This is a genomic window from Nitrospirota bacterium, from assembly GCA_016195565.1.
Classification (GTDB): Bacteria; Nitrospirota; Thermodesulfovibrionia; order Thermodesulfovibrionales; family UBA1546; genus UBA1546.
On sequence record JACPZK010000005.1, the window covers coordinates 88,149 to 106,150 of the forward strand.

19 protein-coding genes are annotated in these 18,002 nt (G+C 42.7%); 10 read left to right on the top strand and 9 right to left on the bottom strand.

The features are described from left to right. The first annotated feature begins 5 nt into the window (after positions 1–5). The 5 genes from HY035_01925 (at position 6) to HY035_01945 (ending at position 5,575) form a co-directional block, all read left to right on the top strand. Positions 6–410, top strand: a complete 405-nt coding sequence (locus HY035_01925; protein MBI3377148.1) for a PaaI family thioesterase — start codon at positions 6–8, stop codon at positions 408–410. Between the two features lie 121 nt (positions 411–531). After that, a complete protein-coding gene (locus HY035_01930; GenBank protein ID MBI3377149.1) occupies positions 532–1,995 on the top strand; it encodes a hypothetical protein in 1,464 nt (487 codons plus the stop codon). Then, complete coding sequence (locus HY035_01935) at positions 1,992–2,642, top strand: response regulator (protein MBI3377150.1); 651 nt, start codon at positions 1,992–1,994, stop codon at positions 2,640–2,642. Before HY035_01930 ends, HY035_01935 begins: the two co-directional genes overlap by 4 nt. A 236-nt stretch (positions 2,643–2,878) precedes the next feature. Continuing rightward, positions 2,879–3,376 carry a hypothetical protein gene (locus tag HY035_01940; protein MBI3377151.1) on the top strand — a complete coding sequence of 166 codons (498 nt, stop codon included), beginning with the start codon at positions 2,879–2,881 and terminating at the stop codon, positions 3,374–3,376. 285 nt (positions 3,377–3,661) lie between these two features. Beyond that, complete coding sequence (locus HY035_01945) at positions 3,662–5,575, top strand: hypothetical protein (GenBank protein MBI3377152.1); 1,914 nt, start codon at positions 3,662–3,664, stop codon at positions 5,573–5,575. A 59-nt stretch (positions 5,576–5,634) separates the two neighbouring features. Here the strand turns inward: HY035_01945 and chrA are convergent, their stop codons facing one another. Beyond that, complete coding sequence (chrA, locus tag HY035_01950; GenBank protein MBI3377153.1) at positions 5,635–6,831, bottom strand: chromate efflux transporter; 1,197 nt, start codon at positions 6,829–6,831, stop codon at positions 5,635–5,637. A gap of 95 nt (positions 6,832–6,926) precedes the next feature. On the opposite strand from chrA, the gene HY035_01955 reads away from it, so the two are divergent. The 5 genes from HY035_01955 to HY035_01975 all read left to right on the top strand — a co-directional run bounded on the left by HY035_01955 (position 6,927) and on the right by HY035_01975 (position 11,530). Then, positions 6,927–7,223 carry a helix-turn-helix transcriptional regulator gene (locus HY035_01955; GenBank protein MBI3377154.1) on the top strand — a complete coding sequence of 99 codons (297 nt, stop codon included), beginning with the start codon at positions 6,927–6,929 and terminating at the stop codon, positions 7,221–7,223. Continuing rightward, on the top strand, positions 7,220–7,951 hold the full coding sequence (locus HY035_01960) for a sulfite exporter TauE/SafE family protein (protein ID MBI3377155.1): 732 nt from the start codon (positions 7,220–7,222) through the stop codon (positions 7,949–7,951). The genes HY035_01955 and HY035_01960 overlap by 4 nt, the downstream gene beginning before the upstream one ends. Before the next feature lie 63 nt (positions 7,952–8,014). After that, a complete protein-coding gene (locus HY035_01965) occupies positions 8,015–9,721 on the top strand; it encodes a hypothetical protein (protein ID MBI3377156.1) in 1,707 nt (568 codons plus the stop codon). Positions 9,722–9,754: 33 nt separating this feature from the next. Continuing rightward, positions 9,755–11,113 carry a sigma-54-dependent Fis family transcriptional regulator gene (locus HY035_01970; protein MBI3377157.1) on the top strand — a complete coding sequence of 453 codons (1,359 nt, stop codon included), beginning with the start codon at positions 9,755–9,757 and terminating at the stop codon, positions 11,111–11,113. Positions 11,114–11,236: 123 nt separating this feature from the next. Further along, entirely contained in the window at positions 11,237–11,530 is a 294-nt protein-coding gene (locus tag HY035_01975) for a hypothetical protein (protein MBI3377158.1), read from the top strand. 70 nt (positions 11,531–11,600) lie between these two features. On the opposite strand, the gene HY035_01980 is transcribed toward HY035_01975, so the two are convergent. The 8 genes from HY035_01980 to HY035_02015 form a co-directional block, all read right to left on the bottom strand. After that, entirely contained in the window at positions 11,601–12,125 is a 525-nt protein-coding gene (locus HY035_01980) for a cytochrome c3 family protein (protein MBI3377159.1), read from the bottom strand. After that, complete coding sequence (locus tag HY035_01985) at positions 12,122–12,847, bottom strand: cytochrome b/b6 domain-containing protein (protein MBI3377160.1); 726 nt, start codon at positions 12,845–12,847, stop codon at positions 12,122–12,124. Before HY035_01985 ends, HY035_01980 begins: the two co-directional genes overlap by 4 nt. Next, the gene (locus HY035_01990; GenBank protein MBI3377161.1) at positions 12,840–13,811 is read right to left on the bottom strand and encodes a hypothetical protein; all 972 of its coding nucleotides are present in this window, start codon (positions 13,809–13,811) and stop codon (positions 12,840–12,842) included. The genes HY035_01985 and HY035_01990 overlap by 8 nt, the downstream gene beginning before the upstream one ends. 314 nt (positions 13,812–14,125) lie before the next feature. Beyond that, positions 14,126–14,929, bottom strand: coding sequence for a hypothetical protein (locus tag HY035_01995; GenBank protein MBI3377162.1), 804 nt, complete (start codon positions 14,927–14,929; stop codon positions 14,126–14,128). 25 nt (positions 14,930–14,954) lie between these two features. Continuing rightward, positions 14,955–15,269: a hypothetical protein gene (locus HY035_02000; protein ID MBI3377163.1), complete on the bottom strand. Its 315-nt coding sequence runs from the start codon at positions 15,267–15,269 to the stop codon at positions 14,955–14,957. Between the two features lie 199 nt (positions 15,270–15,468). Then, positions 15,469–15,804, bottom strand: coding sequence for a hypothetical protein (locus tag HY035_02005; GenBank protein MBI3377164.1), 336 nt, complete (start codon positions 15,802–15,804; stop codon positions 15,469–15,471). Between the two features lie 50 nt (positions 15,805–15,854). After that, on the bottom strand, positions 15,855–16,181 hold the full coding sequence (locus HY035_02010) for a hypothetical protein (protein MBI3377165.1): 327 nt from the start codon (positions 16,179–16,181) through the stop codon (positions 15,855–15,857). 327 nt (positions 16,182–16,508) lie between these two features. Continuing rightward, positions 16,509–17,987: a DUF3365 domain-containing protein gene (locus HY035_02015; GenBank protein MBI3377166.1), complete on the bottom strand. Its 1,479-nt coding sequence runs from the start codon at positions 17,985–17,987 to the stop codon at positions 16,509–16,511. Between the last annotated feature and the right edge of the window lie 15 nt (positions 17,988–18,002).

Genomic DNA, 18,002 nt, shown 5'->3' on the forward strand with positions numbered 1-18,002 from the left:
TTGAAATGCAGTCAATAAAACTTGAAGATGACAACTACTGCTTTGCCTGCGGCAGGGAAAATCCCTGCGGGTTAAAACTGTCCTTTAATTATTCCAACGGCAAACTCACATCTGAATTCACACCCTCGAAGATACATCAGGGATATAGGGATATAACGCACGGCGGGATTATAACAACTGTGCTTGATGAGGCAATGATACAGGCTGCTATAGCCGAGGGCATAAACCCCGTTACTGCTGAAATAAATATAAGATTTAAGAAACCTCTGATGGCGGATGAAGAAACAATCGTAAGGGCAGAGATAACAAAAAGAGGCTCAAAACTTATTGAGGCATATTCATGTCTTTTAAAAAAGGAAGACGGCTCCATAATCGCCGAGGCGCATGCGAAACTGATACCATTGAAATAATCTTAACCCTATGGGGAAACTTCTCCCAAAAACAGAGGTAGCAATTCCTTAAAGTCCCCTCTCCCACAAGGGGAAAGGATTGCATAGTAGCGTTTTTCTCTGTTATCATTAAATTTAAATAATGAAAGAAATCTGGACGCCTGATCTCAGCCTGCTTACAAATATTCCATCGATATGCTTTCTTTATTTCTTTTATGGCCTTGCGTTTTTCTTTCTCGGAACCGCTATTGCAGTAAAAAATATGAAGGGAAGCGAATTGAAACTTGCAGGGTGCCTCTGGCTTCTTGCCGGTTTTGGATTTATACACGGCAGTCATGAATGGCTTGAACTCTATCTCCTTCTGCAGGGGCAGTACATATCAGTAACCGAGATGATTTACATAAAGCTCTTTACAGTATCTGCTGTTATGGTTTCTTTCTTTCTGCTCTTAGAATTTGGCATTAAACTCATACAGGCTGTCAATAATAAATGGGCAAAATGGCTAAAAGCAACTCCTCTAATTCTCTTTCTCCTCTGGGGAATACCCCTATGGAATTATGGATTCACTATGGATGTTTCATTTTTTGAAATGGCTGACATGAGGGCAAGAAACACCTTTGGCCTTATCGGCGGGCTCGTGACTGCTTACGGGCTGATAGCCTATTCCAGAGAGGTAAAAAACCTGAGCCTTCCAATAGCAAGAAACCTCCATCACGCAGGGGTTGTCTTCATATTTTATGGCATATTTGCGGGACTGGTATCTTCCTATGCCATACTGCCGTGGCTGCCCATACGCATAGAGATATTTCGCAGCATATCGGCAATCCTGATAGCATGTTTTATCATAAAGGCGCTGAATGTTTTTGATATAGAAACAAGGAAAAAATTGGAACAACAGCTAAAACGCCTTGCACAATCCGACAGGCTTGTATCGCTCGGACAGCTTGCAGCCGGCATTGCCCATGAGATAAATAACCCACTGACGAATGCATCCCTGAATGTGCAAATCCTGAAAAACAGGTTTGAAAACAGCGCCGCCGATAAGAACATTTTACAGAAACTCGAGACGATCGAAAAGAATGTTGACAAGGCATCCACCATTGCAAAAGAACTGCTTCAGTTTTCCCACCAGAGAGAATTAGAATTTATTCCTCTAAATATTAACAATGTAATAACCAGCGTTCTAACTCTTCTAAAATACAAGCTTAACGACGTAACAATTCACGAGAATTTATCAGATATCCCTGATGTGATGGCTGACCACAGAAAGCTGGAGCAGGTCTTCCTTAATATCCTGTCCAATTCTATTGAGGCAATGCCAGACGGAGGGGACATCTATATTGCTGCCTCATCGAGCAATGGTATGGTCAATGTACAGATATGCGACACAGGGGTTGGGATTCCAAAGGAAAACATCTCAAAGGTATTTGACCCCTTTTTTACAACAAAAGAAATCGGGGCAGGGACAGGACTTGGTCTTTCAATCTGTTATAGCATTATCCACCAGCATAACGGCTCAATAGAGATAACAAGCACTTTGGAGGAAGGAACAACAGCAATTGTTAAATTTCCGATAGGGGATTCTTTATCGCAGGATAAGGTATGAAAAAAGTACTGATAGTAGATGACGATGTGGAATTGAGGGCAAACCTCTCTGAGATATTGAAAGGAGCAGGCTATTACATAGCTGAGGCGCCCTCAGGAAAAGAGGCAATAGAGGAAATCGCCTCTAAAGACTTTGATATTGTGCTTCTTGATTTAATGATGCCCAAGATGAGCGGGCTTGACGTTCTTAAGGAGATAAAGAAAATCAAACCAAAAATAAAAGTCATTATGATTACCGCTTTTGCAACAGTAGAAAATGCTGTGGATGCCATAAAAAAAGGCGCAAGTGACTATATATCCAAACCATTCAGAATAGACGGCCTCCTCACTACTATAAGGCGCGTTATTGAAGAAGGAAAATTTGAAGAAGGCATAACAAAACTGAACCTTGACTACACGCTGAGTTCTCTGTCCAATCCCATAAGGCGAAACATCATCAGGCTGCTTCAGGCAAGAAAAAGCATGCGCCTTATGGAAATTGTTAGAGAACTTGGTATAGAGGACCACACAAAAGTTGTTTTCCACCTTAAGATGCTTAAAGAATCCGACATTATAGAACAGGATACGGATAAGTCATATTCCCTGACAGAAGAAGGAGAAAGAATTCTGTCCTGCCTCAAAATTCTTGAGAATTACCTTTCAGCATAATGTAGCGATTAAACTCTTCCTTACACTGTCATTCTGAGCGTTAGCGAAGAATCTCTTTCTTGAGATTGCTGCGCCCCGATTTTATCGGGACTCGCAATGACATCTCATCCAAGGGACAATTCCCTGTGAATTATTCTTCACAGAATATGTCTAATCTGTAAATAATTTTTCTATTGAATCCTTTTCATGGTTAAAGTTAAAATACAAAAGATTTAATCCATAAGGAGGATAAAACGATGAAGAAAGCAGTAATTTTAATCCTTGCCATCACTATTTGTGTGGCGGCGTGGACGGGTTTTGCCTCAGCAGCGGATGACGTGCAGAAGCAGATCGACGAGATAAGAGGGGCGCTGCCGAAGCTTGCCGTCCCCATGCGGGAAGTTGGAGATCGCTTCCAGAACATGTATTTTGCGGCCAAAGACGGGAACTGGGGGCTTGCCTACTACATGTCAAAGTACATGAACGGCGCCATGAACCCCGCAAAAGTGACGAAACCGGCTGAGTATCAAGTATGGAAAGCCTTCTACACTGACACCTTTGCACCGGTGAATAAGACGATTGTTGACAAGGACTTCAAGGCATTTGAGAAGGCATACATGGAAGTAACCAAGTCCTGCAATGCCTGCCACGAGGGAATGGGATACGGCTTCATCAAGGTGATAAAGATGAAGACTCCTCCTGACAGCGGCATCGATTACACGGTTAAGTCTAAGGCAGAAGACGTACCTAAGTAGATTGATTAGAAACTTTCAAGGGGGCTGGTTGTAAGAAGCCCCCTGAAAGTTTTACCCCCAGATTTAATAAGCTTCCAATGACAACGCTTGATTGTATTCCTGTGAATTGTTCTTCACAAATCATCCTTAATCAGTAAACAACATTTCTATTGAACCCCTTTCCTGATTAAAATTAAAATACAAAAGATTTAATCCATTATAATGAAACTTTTGCTCTTAAATATTAAATCCTATTTTATTTAAATTATACTGCCCGTTGCGGCAGAAAGGAGAGACAGGATGAAAATGAATAGAAGAGTTTTAGTATTACTGCTTATCTGTTTCTGTGTGTTGGGAATTGTAGTCTATGGCACACAGGCAGAAGGCAAAAAAACAGGGGGCAATACCATTAAAGGTATTGTTCAGGATGCATCAGGGCAGGCAGCGGAGAATGCCGCTGTTTATCTTATCCCTTCATTCGATGTGGAGGCGATGGCAAAGACACCGATAGAGATTAAAAGGGACTCAAAAAATGACGAGCCGCTGGAAGACAATCTTGCTGCAAACAAAGATAAGTATCAGAAAGGCACAACAGACAAGAAAGGAAACTTTAAAATTGCCGGTGTGGCAGACGGAAAATATTTCATCTATGTTGTGCCTTCAGACAAAGAGCATCTTCCGGGCGGTGACAAAGCAGATAAGGCAATGTCAACAGCCGAACTCAAGGGCAAGACCTTAAAGATACTCATATCGGGAAACGTCCCTGCCGATGCAACATATGTAGGGACGTCAAAATGCCTTACATGCCACAAGGCATATGAGACAGAGAAAAAGACCCTGCATAAACTGGGGATAAGTGTTGTAGGGAAGCCAAGCAAACTGCAGGATTATTCGCGGTTCCCACAATACAATGATGGTCTGAACAAACTGTTGGCAGGCGCCAAATTCTATTTCTATAGCTTCGACAAAGGCAGGGGGTTTGACAAATACATGATTTCCGAAAAGATGCCCTCCGACCCTGTATCCGTAAGTTTTACAGCCACATTCTTTAAAGATACAGACGGCAAACTGAAGTTCAAGACAGAGAATGTGAAAGACACCTCAGACCCTGCGAAGACATACACTGTGGAGATGACTTACGGCGGCGGGCTTTACAAGCAGCGCTACCTTTACAGGGTTGGCAAAAACCTTTTCCCATTTGTCCAGTACAATCCTACAGGGGATGACAGCTACGGTGACAGAACGAGAAAGGCTTTCAGGGACTATCATGGCGACTGGCTCTTCAATGAACAGACAAAGAAGCTGAGCAATCCTCCAATAGCAAAATCCTTTGAAAAGGAATGCGCATCCTGCCATTACACCGGCTACACGCTCAAGCACCTTGAGTCTGGCGAGTACATTGCAGGCGCTGTGAATGACCCCAATGGCGAGGCTGATATTGACGGAGACGGCATACCCAATGAATTAAATATTGGATGCGAAAACTGCCATGGAGCGGGATCCGCTCATGTAAAAGCCCCGAAGGAAAAGAAGGCATCTACAATAGTCAGCCCGGGCAAACTTTCGACAGAGCGCTCCTCTGTAGTCTGCGGACAGTGCCACAGCAGGCCGCAGGGCAACCTCAATAATGACCAGCCCGTAAACAAGGACAACAAGATGATGATTCCCGGCACAAGCAGAAACGATTATCTTGTTAATTACACAACAAGGGAAGACGCTGCAAAGGGTGACTATTGGGCAGATGGGATTCACTCAAAAGCGCATCACCAGCAGTATACAGATTTCATCAAGTCTAAGAAATACAGGAACGGAAATCACCTTCTGAAATGCAGTGACTGCCACGATCCTCACGGAATGACAAACTACAAGCATCAGATGAGAGCAGATGTGAAGGATGCGAAGAATTCCCTCTGCACCACCTGCCACAAGGCAAATGCCGACATCAAGAAGCACATGGAGGCAAAGACCGGTGTTGCCGAGATGGGCAAGATAAACTGCGTTGACTGCCATGCCACAAAAACCATGCAGACAGGTGCAGGGCGCGGCAAGGGTCTTGTGAGGAAAGACGGCAAAAACTACTGGGTGAACGATATCACCTCTCACCTCTTTGACGTCCCGAGAAAGGACAATGTCGGGGTGAAGGGTGTTGAACCCGGAAAGGCAATGCCTATTCCTTACACCAATGCCTGCGGCAAGTGCCACAATGTAGAAGGCCTCTAAACATTTAAACTAAGAGGGGCGGGTTCGGCCCGTCCCTCTTTCATTTTATGAGAAGCATATCACCTGAAAATAATCTGTAAGAACCAGCCCGCAACCGCCCCTCCGGCTACCAGCCATGCTGCATTCAGCTTAAACCGAATTCCTGCAATTGCGGCGCCTGCTGCAATAAAGATTGTCCTCCAGTCTGTAAGTGTCGAACCGGCGAGATTGACAACTACAGCTGCCATTAAACCAATGGCGCTTACATTCACAGCATCGAGAAATGCCGACATCATTTTTGATGACCTTAGGCGGGGGATGATAGGATTCAACAGAAAGACAAAAATAAATGAGGGAAGAAATATAGCAGCGGTAGATACCAAAGCTCCAGGCACACCTGAAACAATATAACCAACAAAAGTCGCAGTACTTAAGACAGGGCCTGGCGTGAATTGTCCGATGGCAATGGCATCAAGCAGTTGCTGCTGTGTAAGCCATCCATAGTCTTTTACCAGCCCGCCTTCAAGGAAGGCAATAAGGACATAACCGCTTCCATATAGAACAGAACCTACCTTAAGAAAGAACAACCCTAATTTCCAGAGAGATATCCCGATTATTCCTGTAGCCGAAACCGCCACTGCTGCCTTTGCTTCACTGCTCTTAAATATGTTCCCGAGATTGACTAAAAATGGAAGTATCCACCCTGAAGGCACTCTGCCCTCTGATCGCTTCATCTTATAAAGGATTATTCCGCTCATACCGCCAAAGAGTAATGCCAGTATCTCGCTTATTCCCAGTAAAGATGCAGCGCCAACAGCAGTCCCTATTATTATCAATTGAGTATTCTTTGCTGCTGTCTTGCCCAATCGAATAACAGCTACGAGGATAATAGAGATAACCGCCGGCTTAATGCCAACAAGGAACGGCGCCACCTCCGGCATTGCCCCAAATCTGACATACATCCATGCAAGGACGCCAGTGATAATAACAGCAGGCAGGATAAACGAGAGACCTGAAACAACAAGCCCTAAAAGCCCTCCTCTTATATATCCGATGTGGATTGCCATTTCTGTGGAGTTAGGGCCCGGGATGAGATTTGTCGCTCCAACGAGGTCGAGAAAATGCTCCCTCGTTATCCACTTCCTGCGGCGAACCACCTCTTCCTCCATCATGGCTATATGGGCTGCGGGGCCGCCGAACGCTATTGTCCCCAGTTTGAGGAATAATTTAATTAATTCAACGATGCTGTTTTTATTTTTCCGGTTGTTATTGTTCATCTCGAACACCCCCTGTATCTAATAATCTATATTATTGCTTTCCGTTATCGAGTTCTGATACAATAGCATAACAAACTTAAAAATGAAATATAAAAATGATTAGAGACTTCTTTTTAGGCTTTATAAGAATTCATATCCTGCACCATGCCTCCAAAGGGCCTGTATATGGATTGTGGCTCATAGAAGAGCTCGGCATGCACGGATATAAGTTGAGTCCCGGCACGCTCTACCCCATACTGCATAAACTTGAAGAGGAGAAGTTCTTGAGGTCGTACTCAGAAAATGTCGAAGGGAAAATAAGAAAATACTACAAGACAACCCCGAAAGGCATTAAGGCATTGTCAAAGATAAAAGAAAAGATAAATGAACTTGTGGAAGAGGTGATGAAATGACTGAAATAAACATTTTAATCCCTGTTGTTGCAGCATTTCTATCGGCGTCACTGACGCTCATGGCAGGGTTTGGACTCGCGACAATACTCACTCCTGTCTTTCTCATATTTTACGACGTAAAAATTGCCATACTAATAGTGGCTGTCGTGCATCTTGCGAATAATCTCTTAAAGCTCTCCCTTTTTAGAAGCTATGTAAGTTTAGATATTTTAAAACGCTTCGGAGCTTTAACGTTGATAGGGGCTTTTATCGGGGCATTCTTGCAGGGGAAAATGGATTCGTCCCTTGTAAAGATTTTGCTCGGAGCATCTTTGATTTTTCTTGGATTAAAGGAAATTTCAGGCTTCGGAGAAAAGCTTAGACTTCCAAAGAAGATAGATGTCATCGGAGGCTTTTTCTCAGGGCTTCTTGGAGGATTTGTCGGGAATCAGGGCGCAATAAGAAGCGCATATCTGCTCAATTACAATATCCCGAAAGAGACCTTTGTAGCTACAGCAGCGATAATCGCATCCGTTGTGGATGTGACAAGGATTCCGGTTTATATATTCAGCAATAAAGATGTGCTTACTGACAATGCAATCCTCTTGCTCGTAACAACTGCATCGGCTTTTGCAGGGACATTTGCAGGTAAAAGTTTCTTAAAGAAAATATCGCTCAAGACTTTTAAAATATATGTGGCTGCTACCATAGTGATAATCGGAGCGCTTCTGACATTCAGGATTATCTGAAGCAAAAACCATATTCTTCTTGGTATATAATACTATTCTCTTTTTGTTATCATATAGGCAGTAATGAAGAGTTATTTATTAATAATCGGAACTCTGATTGTAGTAATTTCCGCGCTTATTACCTTGAATGTCTTTTTTCAGCAGTCCCTTCAGATGGAGATGGCAGAGCAGTTCAACAAGCAGCAGCTCCTGCTTTCAGGGTCAATCGCCGAAAGCATAAAGTCGCATATCTATTTCCTCAAAAAAAATGTTCTCCATTTTGCAGGCCTTCTCTCGAAGGCGGAGTTGGAAAACAGAAGTGATTTTAACTGGATGCTTAGGGATGCAAAGATTAGTCAGGAGGCGGTCGCAACAACCCTGGGCATTCTTGACCCGAGGGGCGGCGTAATTTTCTATAAAGGGGATAAAGAGCAGATCAGAGCGGCTGCTTCCGAAATTGTCAGCCTTGCCAAAAAAACAGCTCCCGGCAGTATAGGCACGTTAGAGACGAAAAACACTGTTTATGTACTGGCTCCGGTTTATTATCAGAATGCTTTAAGAGGCGTGATTTTTGAGTCAATGAGGATAAATGACATAGCAGATTACTTTGTAAGCAGAATAAAACTGGGCGCAAGGGGATATGCATGGATGATGAATAAAAACGGGACTCTCATTTATCATCCTACACAGCCTGAAATGGTCGGCGGGAATGTCTACAAAGCATCGCCGGAATGTTTTAAATGCCATATAAGTTTTGACCTTGAAAAAAAGATTATAGAAGGAAAGGCAAGCGTTTACGGCAGGCATATCGCTGCAACAGGGGAAGACAAGATACTCGCTTTTTCCTCTGTGGATATCGGGAACATCTCATGGATAATAGCTATTTCGTCCCCGTATTCCGAAGTGACTCAGGCTACAAGACAGAGCATGAAACTTTATTCCTATCTCATAATCTCCATTTTTATAACAACAAGCATTGTTTCAGCTTTACTGATTGTTTTCAATAAAAAAAGAATAAAAGCAGAGGAAGTCTCAAAGCGTAAAGAAGAGCTTGAAAGATACGCTGCCGAGCTTGAAGAAAGAGTAACCGAAAGGACTGCTGAGCTTGCCAGCGAGAAGGAGAAGATAGCCCACTCTGAAAAACTTGCATCCATCGGCAGGCTTGCAGCAGGCATTGCCCACGAAATAGGGAATCCGCTGACGTCAATCTTTTCATTTATTCAGATACTCAGGGAGATGGAGGATGACAAATTCAAAAAAGAAAGCCTTGATACGATTTATTTTCACATCAACAGAATTTCAGAAATCCTGAAACAGCTTTCAGGCTTTTCAAGAATGCCTGCCGGAGAGGCCAGCGAATGCCGGATAAACGATATTATAGAAACCTCTCTTAACCTCATTCAATACGACAAGAAGGCGAAAAACGTAGCCATTGTAAAAGAACTTTCGCCGTCTCTGCCGGCAGTAGTCTGCGGCGGCAACCAGCTTTCACAGGTATTTGTTAATCTGATATTAAACGCTATCGATGCCATGCCTGACGGCGGCGCCCTTACCATAAAAAGCATGACAAAAGGCAGCGATATCGTTATCAGGTTTGAGGATACAGGGGTTGGCATTCCAAAAGAAGATTTAACGAAAATATTTGATCCGTTTTACACAACAAAAGAAAAAGGCACAGGTTTAGGGCTTGCAGTCAGCTATGACATAATAAAAAAGATGAACGGCGCGTTAAGCATTGAAAGCGAGCTTGGCAAAGGGAGTGTGTTTACGATAACAATGCCATATAAGTAAAGTGCAAAATTTAGAATTAAAAGTTAAAAATTTATGAAACCGAAAATACTTATAGTGGACGACGAGCCTGATATATGCAGGGCGCTTGAATTCCTGCTAAAGAGGGAGGATTATTCTGTCAGTTCTATTCATAGCGGTGAAGATGCCATAGATAAACTGAATAAAGAAAGCTTTGATATAGTGCTTACAGACCTGAAGATGGGAAAGGTTGATGGAATGACAGTGCTTGAGAAGGCAAAGGAGATAAGCCCTGACACGACGGTAATTATGATGACTGCATTTGCCTCTGTTGAATCTGCGGTGGAGGCTATGAAGAGAGGCGCTGCTGATTACATTGTAAAACCCTTCCTCAATGAAGAGATAAAACTTACGATAAGGAAGGTCATTGAACAGAAGAAACTTATAACCGAAAATATCGCTCTCAAACAACAGATAAGCCAACATATAGCTTGTAAAGATTTCGTTGCAAACTCCGAGTCAATGCTGAGAATTGTTGAGACTCTTGAGAAAGTGGTGCCTACAAAAAGCAATCTGCTTCTTTTGGGCGAGAGCGGGACAGGGAAAGGCCTCCTTGCAGAACTTATACACTGCAACAGTCCGCGGCGCGACAAGCCGTTTATTTCTATAAACTGCTCTGCTATCCCAGAGGGACTTCTGGAATCAGAGCTTTTTGGTTATAAAAAGGGGGCATTTACCGGCGCTGTATCTGACAAATTAGGGCTTATACCCCTGGCCCATCAGGGAACACTATTCCTCGACGAGATAGCCGACATGCCTGTTAATCTACAGGCAAAACTCTTAAAGGTTCTGGAGACAGGAGAGGTTTATCCCCTTGGAGACACAAGGCACAAAAGTGTTGATATAAGGATAATCTCAGCAACCAACACAGACATAGAAAACCGACTGAAAGAAGGAAAGTTCAGAGAGGACCTCTACTGGAGGTTGAATGTAATAGAGATAAAGATACCGCCATTGAGGGAAAGAAGGGACGATATAGAGGTGCTTGCAAAACATTTCATAACAAAATTTTCAGAGGAACATAAAAAAAATTTAAAAGGCATAGACCAACAAGCCCTCTCCATATTAATAGAATATTCATGGCCGGGAAATGTAAGAGAACTGGGCAATGTTATTGAGAGGGCGGTGGTGCTTACAGAAGGCAATTATATAACCACTGATGACCTTCAGGACAAGATTAAGAAGGTAAAGAATGCGAATGAAAAACCTGACGCATCTTCCACTCTTAAACTGCACATAAGCGATTATGAAAAGAAGCTGATTCTGCAAGCATATAAGGTGCATAATAAGGATAAAGAAGAGACAGCTAAAGCCCTCGGGATAGACCTTGCAACGCTTTACAGGAAATTTAAGAAATACGGGATAGAGGAGTAAGTAAAATATATGATGTCATTGCGAGGGATGAAATCCCAAAGCAATCTCAAGGCAGGCTCGGAGCAATCTCAAAAGACAAGATTGCTTCGCCTTTGGCTCGCAATGACAGAGAGAGTGTGTTAAATGAAAAAAACATTTCATATCGGCATTATCGGCGGCGGCATTCTTGGGATTGCAGTCGCCTTAAGCATGGATCTCCTGCTGGGCAAAAGCCTTGGAGGCGGATGGAGCGAAGCAGTGGCAAATGATATGAACAGCCTGTTCAAAACCAATCTGTCGCCCGGCAGTTTCATAGTGATTATAGGCGTGATAATAGTCGTTGGAATCATCGGAGCATTCGGCGCTTTTATCGGTGGGATCTTTAGCGTAATGCTTGCAGGATTCTTTAAGGCGCTAACAAAAGATAGGCAGAGGTAGAGGTAAAGGTAGAGGCGAAGAGTAATAATTTTTCTTTCTCTACCTTTTACCTTTTCCTTTACCTGTTTTCTTATCCCTTATGGCACTTTTCACAATCCGACGCAGGAGAGGCTGTTTTTCCGTTATGGCAAGCGCCGCAGAACTTCCCTTCATTGATATCCTTCATTGTAATATGAGCAGCGCCTGCCTTCATAACAAACGTTTTCGGGTGACATTCCTTGCAGCCAAACATCTTAGAATGCGACTCATGATTAAACTTTGAAGGCATGCTCGTCTTTTTCAGAGCAATAACCTTGATGTTGTGACAGTTGCCGCAAATGTCTTTGTTTATCTTCATATATTTATGAGCTTCAAAATCATGGCACTGATTGCAATGATACCCTGTTTTTGTGTGTATCTGATGCGAAAATATTCCTTTCTGCGGAGCGGATGAAAACTTCTGATAAGAATGGCACTTGAAACAGGGGAGACTGCTGACTGCTTCAGCAGCAGAGATCACCATTTCAGGAGCTTTTTCAGCCCTTTCTTTCTCTGTCTTTTGAGAGCACCCTAATATCAGTGAACCGGCAATAACAATTAATACCGCCCATCTCATTTATTTTCCCCTTTTTTATCTTCAAACTCAAGTTTATACTCAAGAGGATGTTCATGCTTCATCTGTTCTATAGAAATCCTTCCTGTAATCCATGTCATACTCATGGGAAACTTATCCCATTTTAAGTGTTCATTATAGAAATGCCAGAAGAGTATAAAGACTATGGCAAGAAGCGCCTCGTCGCTGTGCATGACAGAAATTACTTCCCATATCCAGTTTACAGTCCAAACCGGGAAAAGATATGACGCATGAACCGGGAATGCAAGGAAAAGACCTGACAGTCCAATGATTCCCATGCCCCAGAAGACCGCCCAGTAGTCAAATTTATGGATATAGCTGTATCTGCCGAACTGCGGCTTCTCTTTGCTTAATCCGAAAAAGTACAGCATATTTTTGATGAGATCAAATACATCCTTCGGGAGCGGGATAATGGTTGTGTCCTTGCGCACCTTCATTTTGCCTGTTGCCAGACTGTATCCCAAATAAAGGACATGCCAGGTAAAATCCAGAAGCATTGTAATGCCGGCAATGCGATGAATTATCCCTGCTGTTTCAGGGCCGCCCCATATTCCTATCCACCATTTTGAATAGTGTTCAACCTCTGGATATTTCAAGGCCCAGCCGGTAAAGGCGAGGAGTAAAAACGTTGTAAAAAGAATTACATGCTGAATTCTCTCAATGAGATTGAACCGCTGATATTCCTTTCGGACCTCATTACTCATGATGCTCCTCCTTTTTTCTAAAGACCCTGTCCCTGATTTCCGCAAATGCCTCAAGAATTACGTGACCAACAATAAATACAAATACAGACACTAAAAGAACTGTCAAACTTTTTCCAAAGTAATATGGGATGGGATTATCCTTGCCAATGGGTTTATGGGTGATTGCGGCGACGAACTTCTTGGTAGCTCCCTTATGGCACTTCCCGCAGGTTTCCGTCCTGTTATTCCATGCAACAGGGGACATCGGCTCTTCATACTGCTTTACATCGTGATAGCTGTGGCAATCTGTGCAGACAGGTGCATTTTGATGCCCCAGTATATATTTTTTACCATGGAAACTCTCATAATACCTTTCAAGTATATGTGTCCCCAAATTATATTTTTTCGCCAATTCTTTCTTTTCGTGGCACTTGCCGCAGGTCCTGACAACACTCTTTTTGTTAATGGTTGAAGTTTCTGTTTTTTTAGATGTGATATAGTGAGGCGAGCCGTGACAGTCTATGCAGGAAGCTCCGTCAGACTGTTTTTTCTGTATTACATTGCTGCCGTGAATGCTGTTCTGCCACGATTTATAAATATCACCATGACATTCCGAACATGCAGCAAGGGCTACGGGGTCAACCTTTGCCTTGTGCGATATTTTGCTTGCCAATACAGCAATGTCCTTTGGAACATCACCCATTGCTGTTGGTTTATGAGGATTCATGCCAAACTGTTTGTGGCATGCGATACAGTCAAATCCTCCGTGAATAGATTGTGAATATCTCTCACCGTCCACATTCACATCAACCAAATTACCTTTTTCTGTACGTATCTTGCCCTTCATCGCGCTATGGCAGGCAAGACAGTTAATCCCCGTTAGAAAGCCCTGCTTTTCTAACGGGGTAAAGGTTTCGGCATTTGCAGAATAGCTGAAACAAAACAGGAAAAAGCATAAAAAAACTATCACTGAAACCCTTCTCATGTAACCCCCTCTTAGTTCAGAGATGTGTCCAACTATTTTAAATAGCGGTTTATTATACATAACTACCCAACCCAACCCATAATTTGTGAAATAAAAAATAGTAATTAAACCTTTAGACAAAATTATTAACCCCAAAAGAGAGGGGGATATTCACCCCCTCTCTTTAAACGGAATATATACCCAAATCCAGCGATAAAAATTGTCATTGCGAGTGTAACGAAGCAATCTCGCCTTTTCCGATAAGATTGCCACGCACCCTTCGGGTGCTCGCAATGACAGAACCTCACCTGAGAACAACTATTGAGTTTTGGTTTTTAATTCTTGCTGCCCATCTTTATCTTCCCGTGCTCTATTCGTGAATGACACCACAGGCAGTCAATCTGCTTTTGCGTAACATGCTTTTCGTGAACGAATTTAATATCCTGATACATTTCTGTCTTTTCTATGTGGCAAAAATAACATCTATCTTTTGGAGTCTCACCATCGCCTTTTGTTATTTCTATATGACACTGGCTGCATTTACGGCCTGCCTTCAGCGCCTGTTCATGTGAAAAGGTCCTGCCCTTTACCACTATAGGCTGTTTTGGTGATGAATGGCATGAAGGGCAGCCTGTAACAGCCTTATCATGCGTAACTCCCTTGAAATGGCATAGGAAACATACATTCGTAGATACCTTTACATGTTCTCCCTGAACTATATCTGAATGGCAGCTTCTGCAGTGAAGTTTTATTCCTCTTTTCATCTCTGTGAAATGCGGCTTATGGTCAAAGTTTATACCCCTCTTTGTGAATATGACTTTTGATTCTACCAGTCTCTTATCATGACATCCGGACTGAAGACAGTTTTTATCCGGGACATTGGTTAAAGGACGGGGATTATATCCTCCTGCTAAAAACCTGAATTGTCCTGCGAGCGCGGCAGTAAGTGTATATTCATGGCATTTAAGACACGGTACTTTGTTGTGAGTAGAAGTCTCCCACTTTTTGTAAAACGGCGCCATATAATGGCATACCTTGCAATTTTGGGGAGAAGGGAATACGGCATTGTTTACATATAAGAATACTCCTGTCATCACTATGACAAAAACTAAAAGTCCTAAAAAGACCTTCTTGTTCATATTTGCCCCCCTTTTTTAAAAAATTTCACTTCTTTCCGTTCTTTGAGAAATATGTCAAAACATATCCGATGACAGTGCCTGCCAGTGAGCCAATGACAATCAAGAGGGCAGCTGCACATAAAATACCCATTAAAGCGCCGATGGCAACCATCACTTTTATGAGGAGCGTAGCAGAAACCGGCCCGCCGGCTAATTTGCTTGCGATAACGAGCGCAGTATAACTTCCAAAATAAAATCCGGGAAGAAGTCCGAAAATAATAAATGCGATACCGCCGAGAACAGCGCCAATCTTTGTTCCCATTGAGATTAGCTCTCTTTTTTGAGGCGTTTCAGTTTCCATAACAGCCCCCTTTTCAGAACAAGTCTTTAATTAAAAATATCACATTTAATGTTGCAATACAACAAGAATAACCGCCGGCAAATAAAAAAAGGGTGCATATCCCCTTTTTTGTTCTGTTCTAACAGCTTTACCCCGTTAGAAAGCCCCGCTGCTTGCAGCGGGGATGAAGATATAATTCCTTTTAGAGTGAACACGGGGTTTACTCTGCCTTGGTTGTGGCCTCTGCCGGCTTTCTTACATCCGCGGGCGCTGTTACAACCTCTACAAGATAACCGAGGGTTGTCCCTATTATTGAACCTACCACTATGCTCACCGACGCCGCGCATACTATCCCAAGCAGTATTCCTACTGCCATAAACATCCTCACCAATACCGTAGGCTCAACAGGGCCTCCCACCAGATGCTTAAGCACTATCAGTGAACCATAGCTGCCGAAGTAAAACCCGGGAAGAACCCCGAAGATTAAGAAGGCTATGCTCCCTAATGTTGCGCCTATCTTTGTTCCCATCCTTACCATTTCTTTTCTTGCTTTCATTTTAGACCTCCTTTTTAGCTATAAGCTGATAGCTGACAGCCGTCGGCTTTTTACTTTGTTTTTACTGTTGCTTCCATGCCGGTTGTCCTGCCGTACCTTACTGCATCTATTGCATGTCCGGCAAGCCAGCCAAGAAGTGAAGCTCCTGTTACGAATACGAAACCAGCCATAAGAATCCCGAACACCATAGATGCTCCAACTATTATTCTTGGCAGCACTGCTGAACTTACAGGTGTCCCGAATATGCTGCCTGCTATGTTAAGTCCAATAACACCTCCTATAAATGAGCCGGGGAGCAATCCGATTATTGCAAAGAGCACAAGCCCTGCCCCTGCTCCGATGTATAATCCTTTCTTTGCCATTTCCCTTGTTTTCATTTTTGTTTCCTCCTTTCGTTGTTCTTCCTCTTATAGCTGCATCTTCCATGCCAGGTTGAATATTATTGATTCTTAAGGATTTGTAATTCTAAATCTTCCGCGAAATTGCGAAAATAGGATTTTCATTTGCAGAAATGCAAAAACAGGGGAATTATTTAAAAAGAATATCCCTGAGGTTCTTGCAAAAGTAACATATATAAGATTGCTTCGTAGTTTCACTCCTCGCAATGACAATAAACACGCCATTTGTCATTGCGAGCGGAGCGAAGCAATCCTATTTTTCAGGACTTTTGCAAGAAGCTCTCCTGTTTAAATGATATTTTAGCGCTATTCCTTTTCCATCCATCGTGTGGGGAAGGTAAACTGGACAGTGGTCCCGATGTTTGGCTTGCTGTCTATTATAATCTCTCCCATGTGTTCTGATATGATTTGTCTGACAAGAGGAAGCCCCATCCCTGTTCTTCCCTTTGTGCTGTAAAACGGCTCAAATATCCTATGCAGCTCCTCTGAGGTCATCCCCTTCCCGGTGTCTGTGATTGTTAGAAATATATTATCTTCTTTTACGCTTGAGGATATCGTTATTTTCCCTCCGGATGGAGTGGCATCAATAGCGTTACCGAGAATATGTCTTACGGCTATTTTTATCAACTGCCTGTTTGCATTGAACATCAGGGGCTTATCGTATAAATTAACAGAAAGTCCGATATCCTTGTCTTTTATCTCTTGTTCTACAAGGCGAATTATGGAATATGCAATTTCATTAAAGTCCTCGCGCTTGAAAAGAAATCTTTTGCTCCTTACCAATTCATCAAAATCGGCAACAATCTTTTCCATTTTTTGGCACTCAGACAGGATATCTTCAAGTTTATCTTTAGGAATTCCTTCCATTTCTTTTTTGCTCAACTGTCTGCAAAGCCCTCCGATAACAGTGACAGGATTTCGGATGCGGTCAGCTACTCTCAAGCCGATCATGCCCATGGTTCGTTCAGCGACTATATCCTCCATTTCGTGATTTAGATTTAGAACCTCTTTACTTATATCCTCGATTGTCTTTTTATCCAATTCAATTTTCTCATAAAACCATCCGAATCTTTTGTTAATGAGCCAGAAAATAATGCCGAAGAATATCGTATAAATGCCGATAAAAATCGCAACAGCTTTTCTGGCGTTTGCAAGCGGTATATGGATGGGTATGTATACTATAAATGCGTCTACCACTTCGCCTGCCTTCATATAGTATCCGGATGTTGTGCCGTATCTTTCTATTACTTCTTTTGGAGCCGCTGCAGGGTCTCCATGACAGTAAAGACAGCTTTCCTTAACAGGGCTGCCGGCGCGGGCAATAACATAGTAATCGTAGCCTTCCTTTGATATAAAACCTTTCCATTCCTTGATATCTTTCTTTGTTCTGAAGGCGTTAATTATACCTCTTTCAAACTCGTCGGCATTATTTTTTAAGTTCGTCGGGTTTACAGAAGCATTTTTAAAGATATAATCCGGGAATCCCTGCAGTATTCTCCTTGCAGTGCTCCCGGCAGCATAAGACCTGGACATGCCTTCCAGTATAAACTTGTGCGGCAGTTCTTTCTTAAGGACAGGTCTCAGTTCTTCCTCCACATACTGCTTTACCGCATCTATGGCAGCAATATATAGCCTGCTCGCCTGATAGGCATGATTAATTGCATTCTGCCGCAGGACAAAGTATGTGATAGTAGAGATTACGGGAAGAGAGATGATATAAATAAGAATCAGCAGGAGACTGAATTGTCTTTTATGGTCCAGGCTTCTAAGTTTATAAATATTCATTTAGCGCCCCTGTAT

Bases quoted from the DNA above. Each gene is read 5' to 3' on its own strand.
- HY035_01925 (MBI3377148.1), top strand. From the start codon at position 6: ATGCAGTCAATAAAACTTGAAGATGACAACTACTGCTTTGCCTGCGGC.
- HY035_01930 (MBI3377149.1), top strand. From the start codon at position 532: ATGAAAGAAATCTGGACGCCTGATCTCAGCCTGCTTACAAATATTCCA.
- HY035_01935 (MBI3377150.1), top strand. From the start codon at position 1,992: ATGAAAAAAGTACTGATAGTAGATGACGATGTGGAATTGAGGGCAAAC.
- HY035_01940 (MBI3377151.1), top strand. From the start codon at position 2,879: ATGAAGAAAGCAGTAATTTTAATCCTTGCCATCACTATTTGTGTGGCG.
- HY035_01945 (MBI3377152.1), top strand. From the start codon at position 3,662: ATGAATAGAAGAGTTTTAGTATTACTGCTTATCTGTTTCTGTGTGTTG.
- chrA (MBI3377153.1), bottom strand. From the start codon at position 6,831: ATGAACAATAACAACCGGAAAAATAAAAACAGCATCGTTGAATTAATT.
- HY035_01955 (MBI3377154.1), top strand. From the start codon at position 6,927: ATGATTAGAGACTTCTTTTTAGGCTTTATAAGAATTCATATCCTGCAC.
- HY035_01960 (MBI3377155.1), top strand. From the start codon at position 7,220: ATGACTGAAATAAACATTTTAATCCCTGTTGTTGCAGCATTTCTATCG.
- HY035_01965 (MBI3377156.1), top strand. From the start codon at position 8,015: ATGAAGAGTTATTTATTAATAATCGGAACTCTGATTGTAGTAATTTCC.
- HY035_01970 (MBI3377157.1), top strand. From the start codon at position 9,755: ATGAAACCGAAAATACTTATAGTGGACGACGAGCCTGATATATGCAGG.
- HY035_01975 (MBI3377158.1), top strand. From the start codon at position 11,237: ATGAAAAAAACATTTCATATCGGCATTATCGGCGGCGGCATTCTTGGG.
- HY035_01980 (MBI3377159.1), bottom strand. From the start codon at position 12,125: ATGAGATGGGCGGTATTAATTGTTATTGCCGGTTCACTGATATTAGGG.
- HY035_01985 (MBI3377160.1), bottom strand. From the start codon at position 12,847: ATGAGTAATGAGGTCCGAAAGGAATATCAGCGGTTCAATCTCATTGAG.
- HY035_01990 (MBI3377161.1), bottom strand. From the start codon at position 13,811: ATGAGAAGGGTTTCAGTGATAGTTTTTTTATGCTTTTTCCTGTTTTGT.
- HY035_01995 (MBI3377162.1), bottom strand. From the start codon at position 14,929: ATGAACAAGAAGGTCTTTTTAGGACTTTTAGTTTTTGTCATAGTGATG.
- HY035_02000 (MBI3377163.1), bottom strand. From the start codon at position 15,269: ATGGAAACTGAAACGCCTCAAAAAAGAGAGCTAATCTCAATGGGAACA.
- HY035_02005 (MBI3377164.1), bottom strand. From the start codon at position 15,804: ATGAAAGCAAGAAAAGAAATGGTAAGGATGGGAACAAAGATAGGCGCA.
- HY035_02010 (MBI3377165.1), bottom strand. From the start codon at position 16,181: ATGAAAACAAGGGAAATGGCAAAGAAAGGATTATACATCGGAGCAGGG.
- HY035_02015 (MBI3377166.1), bottom strand. From the start codon at position 17,987: ATGAATATTTATAAACTTAGAAGCCTGGACCATAAAAGACAATTCAGT.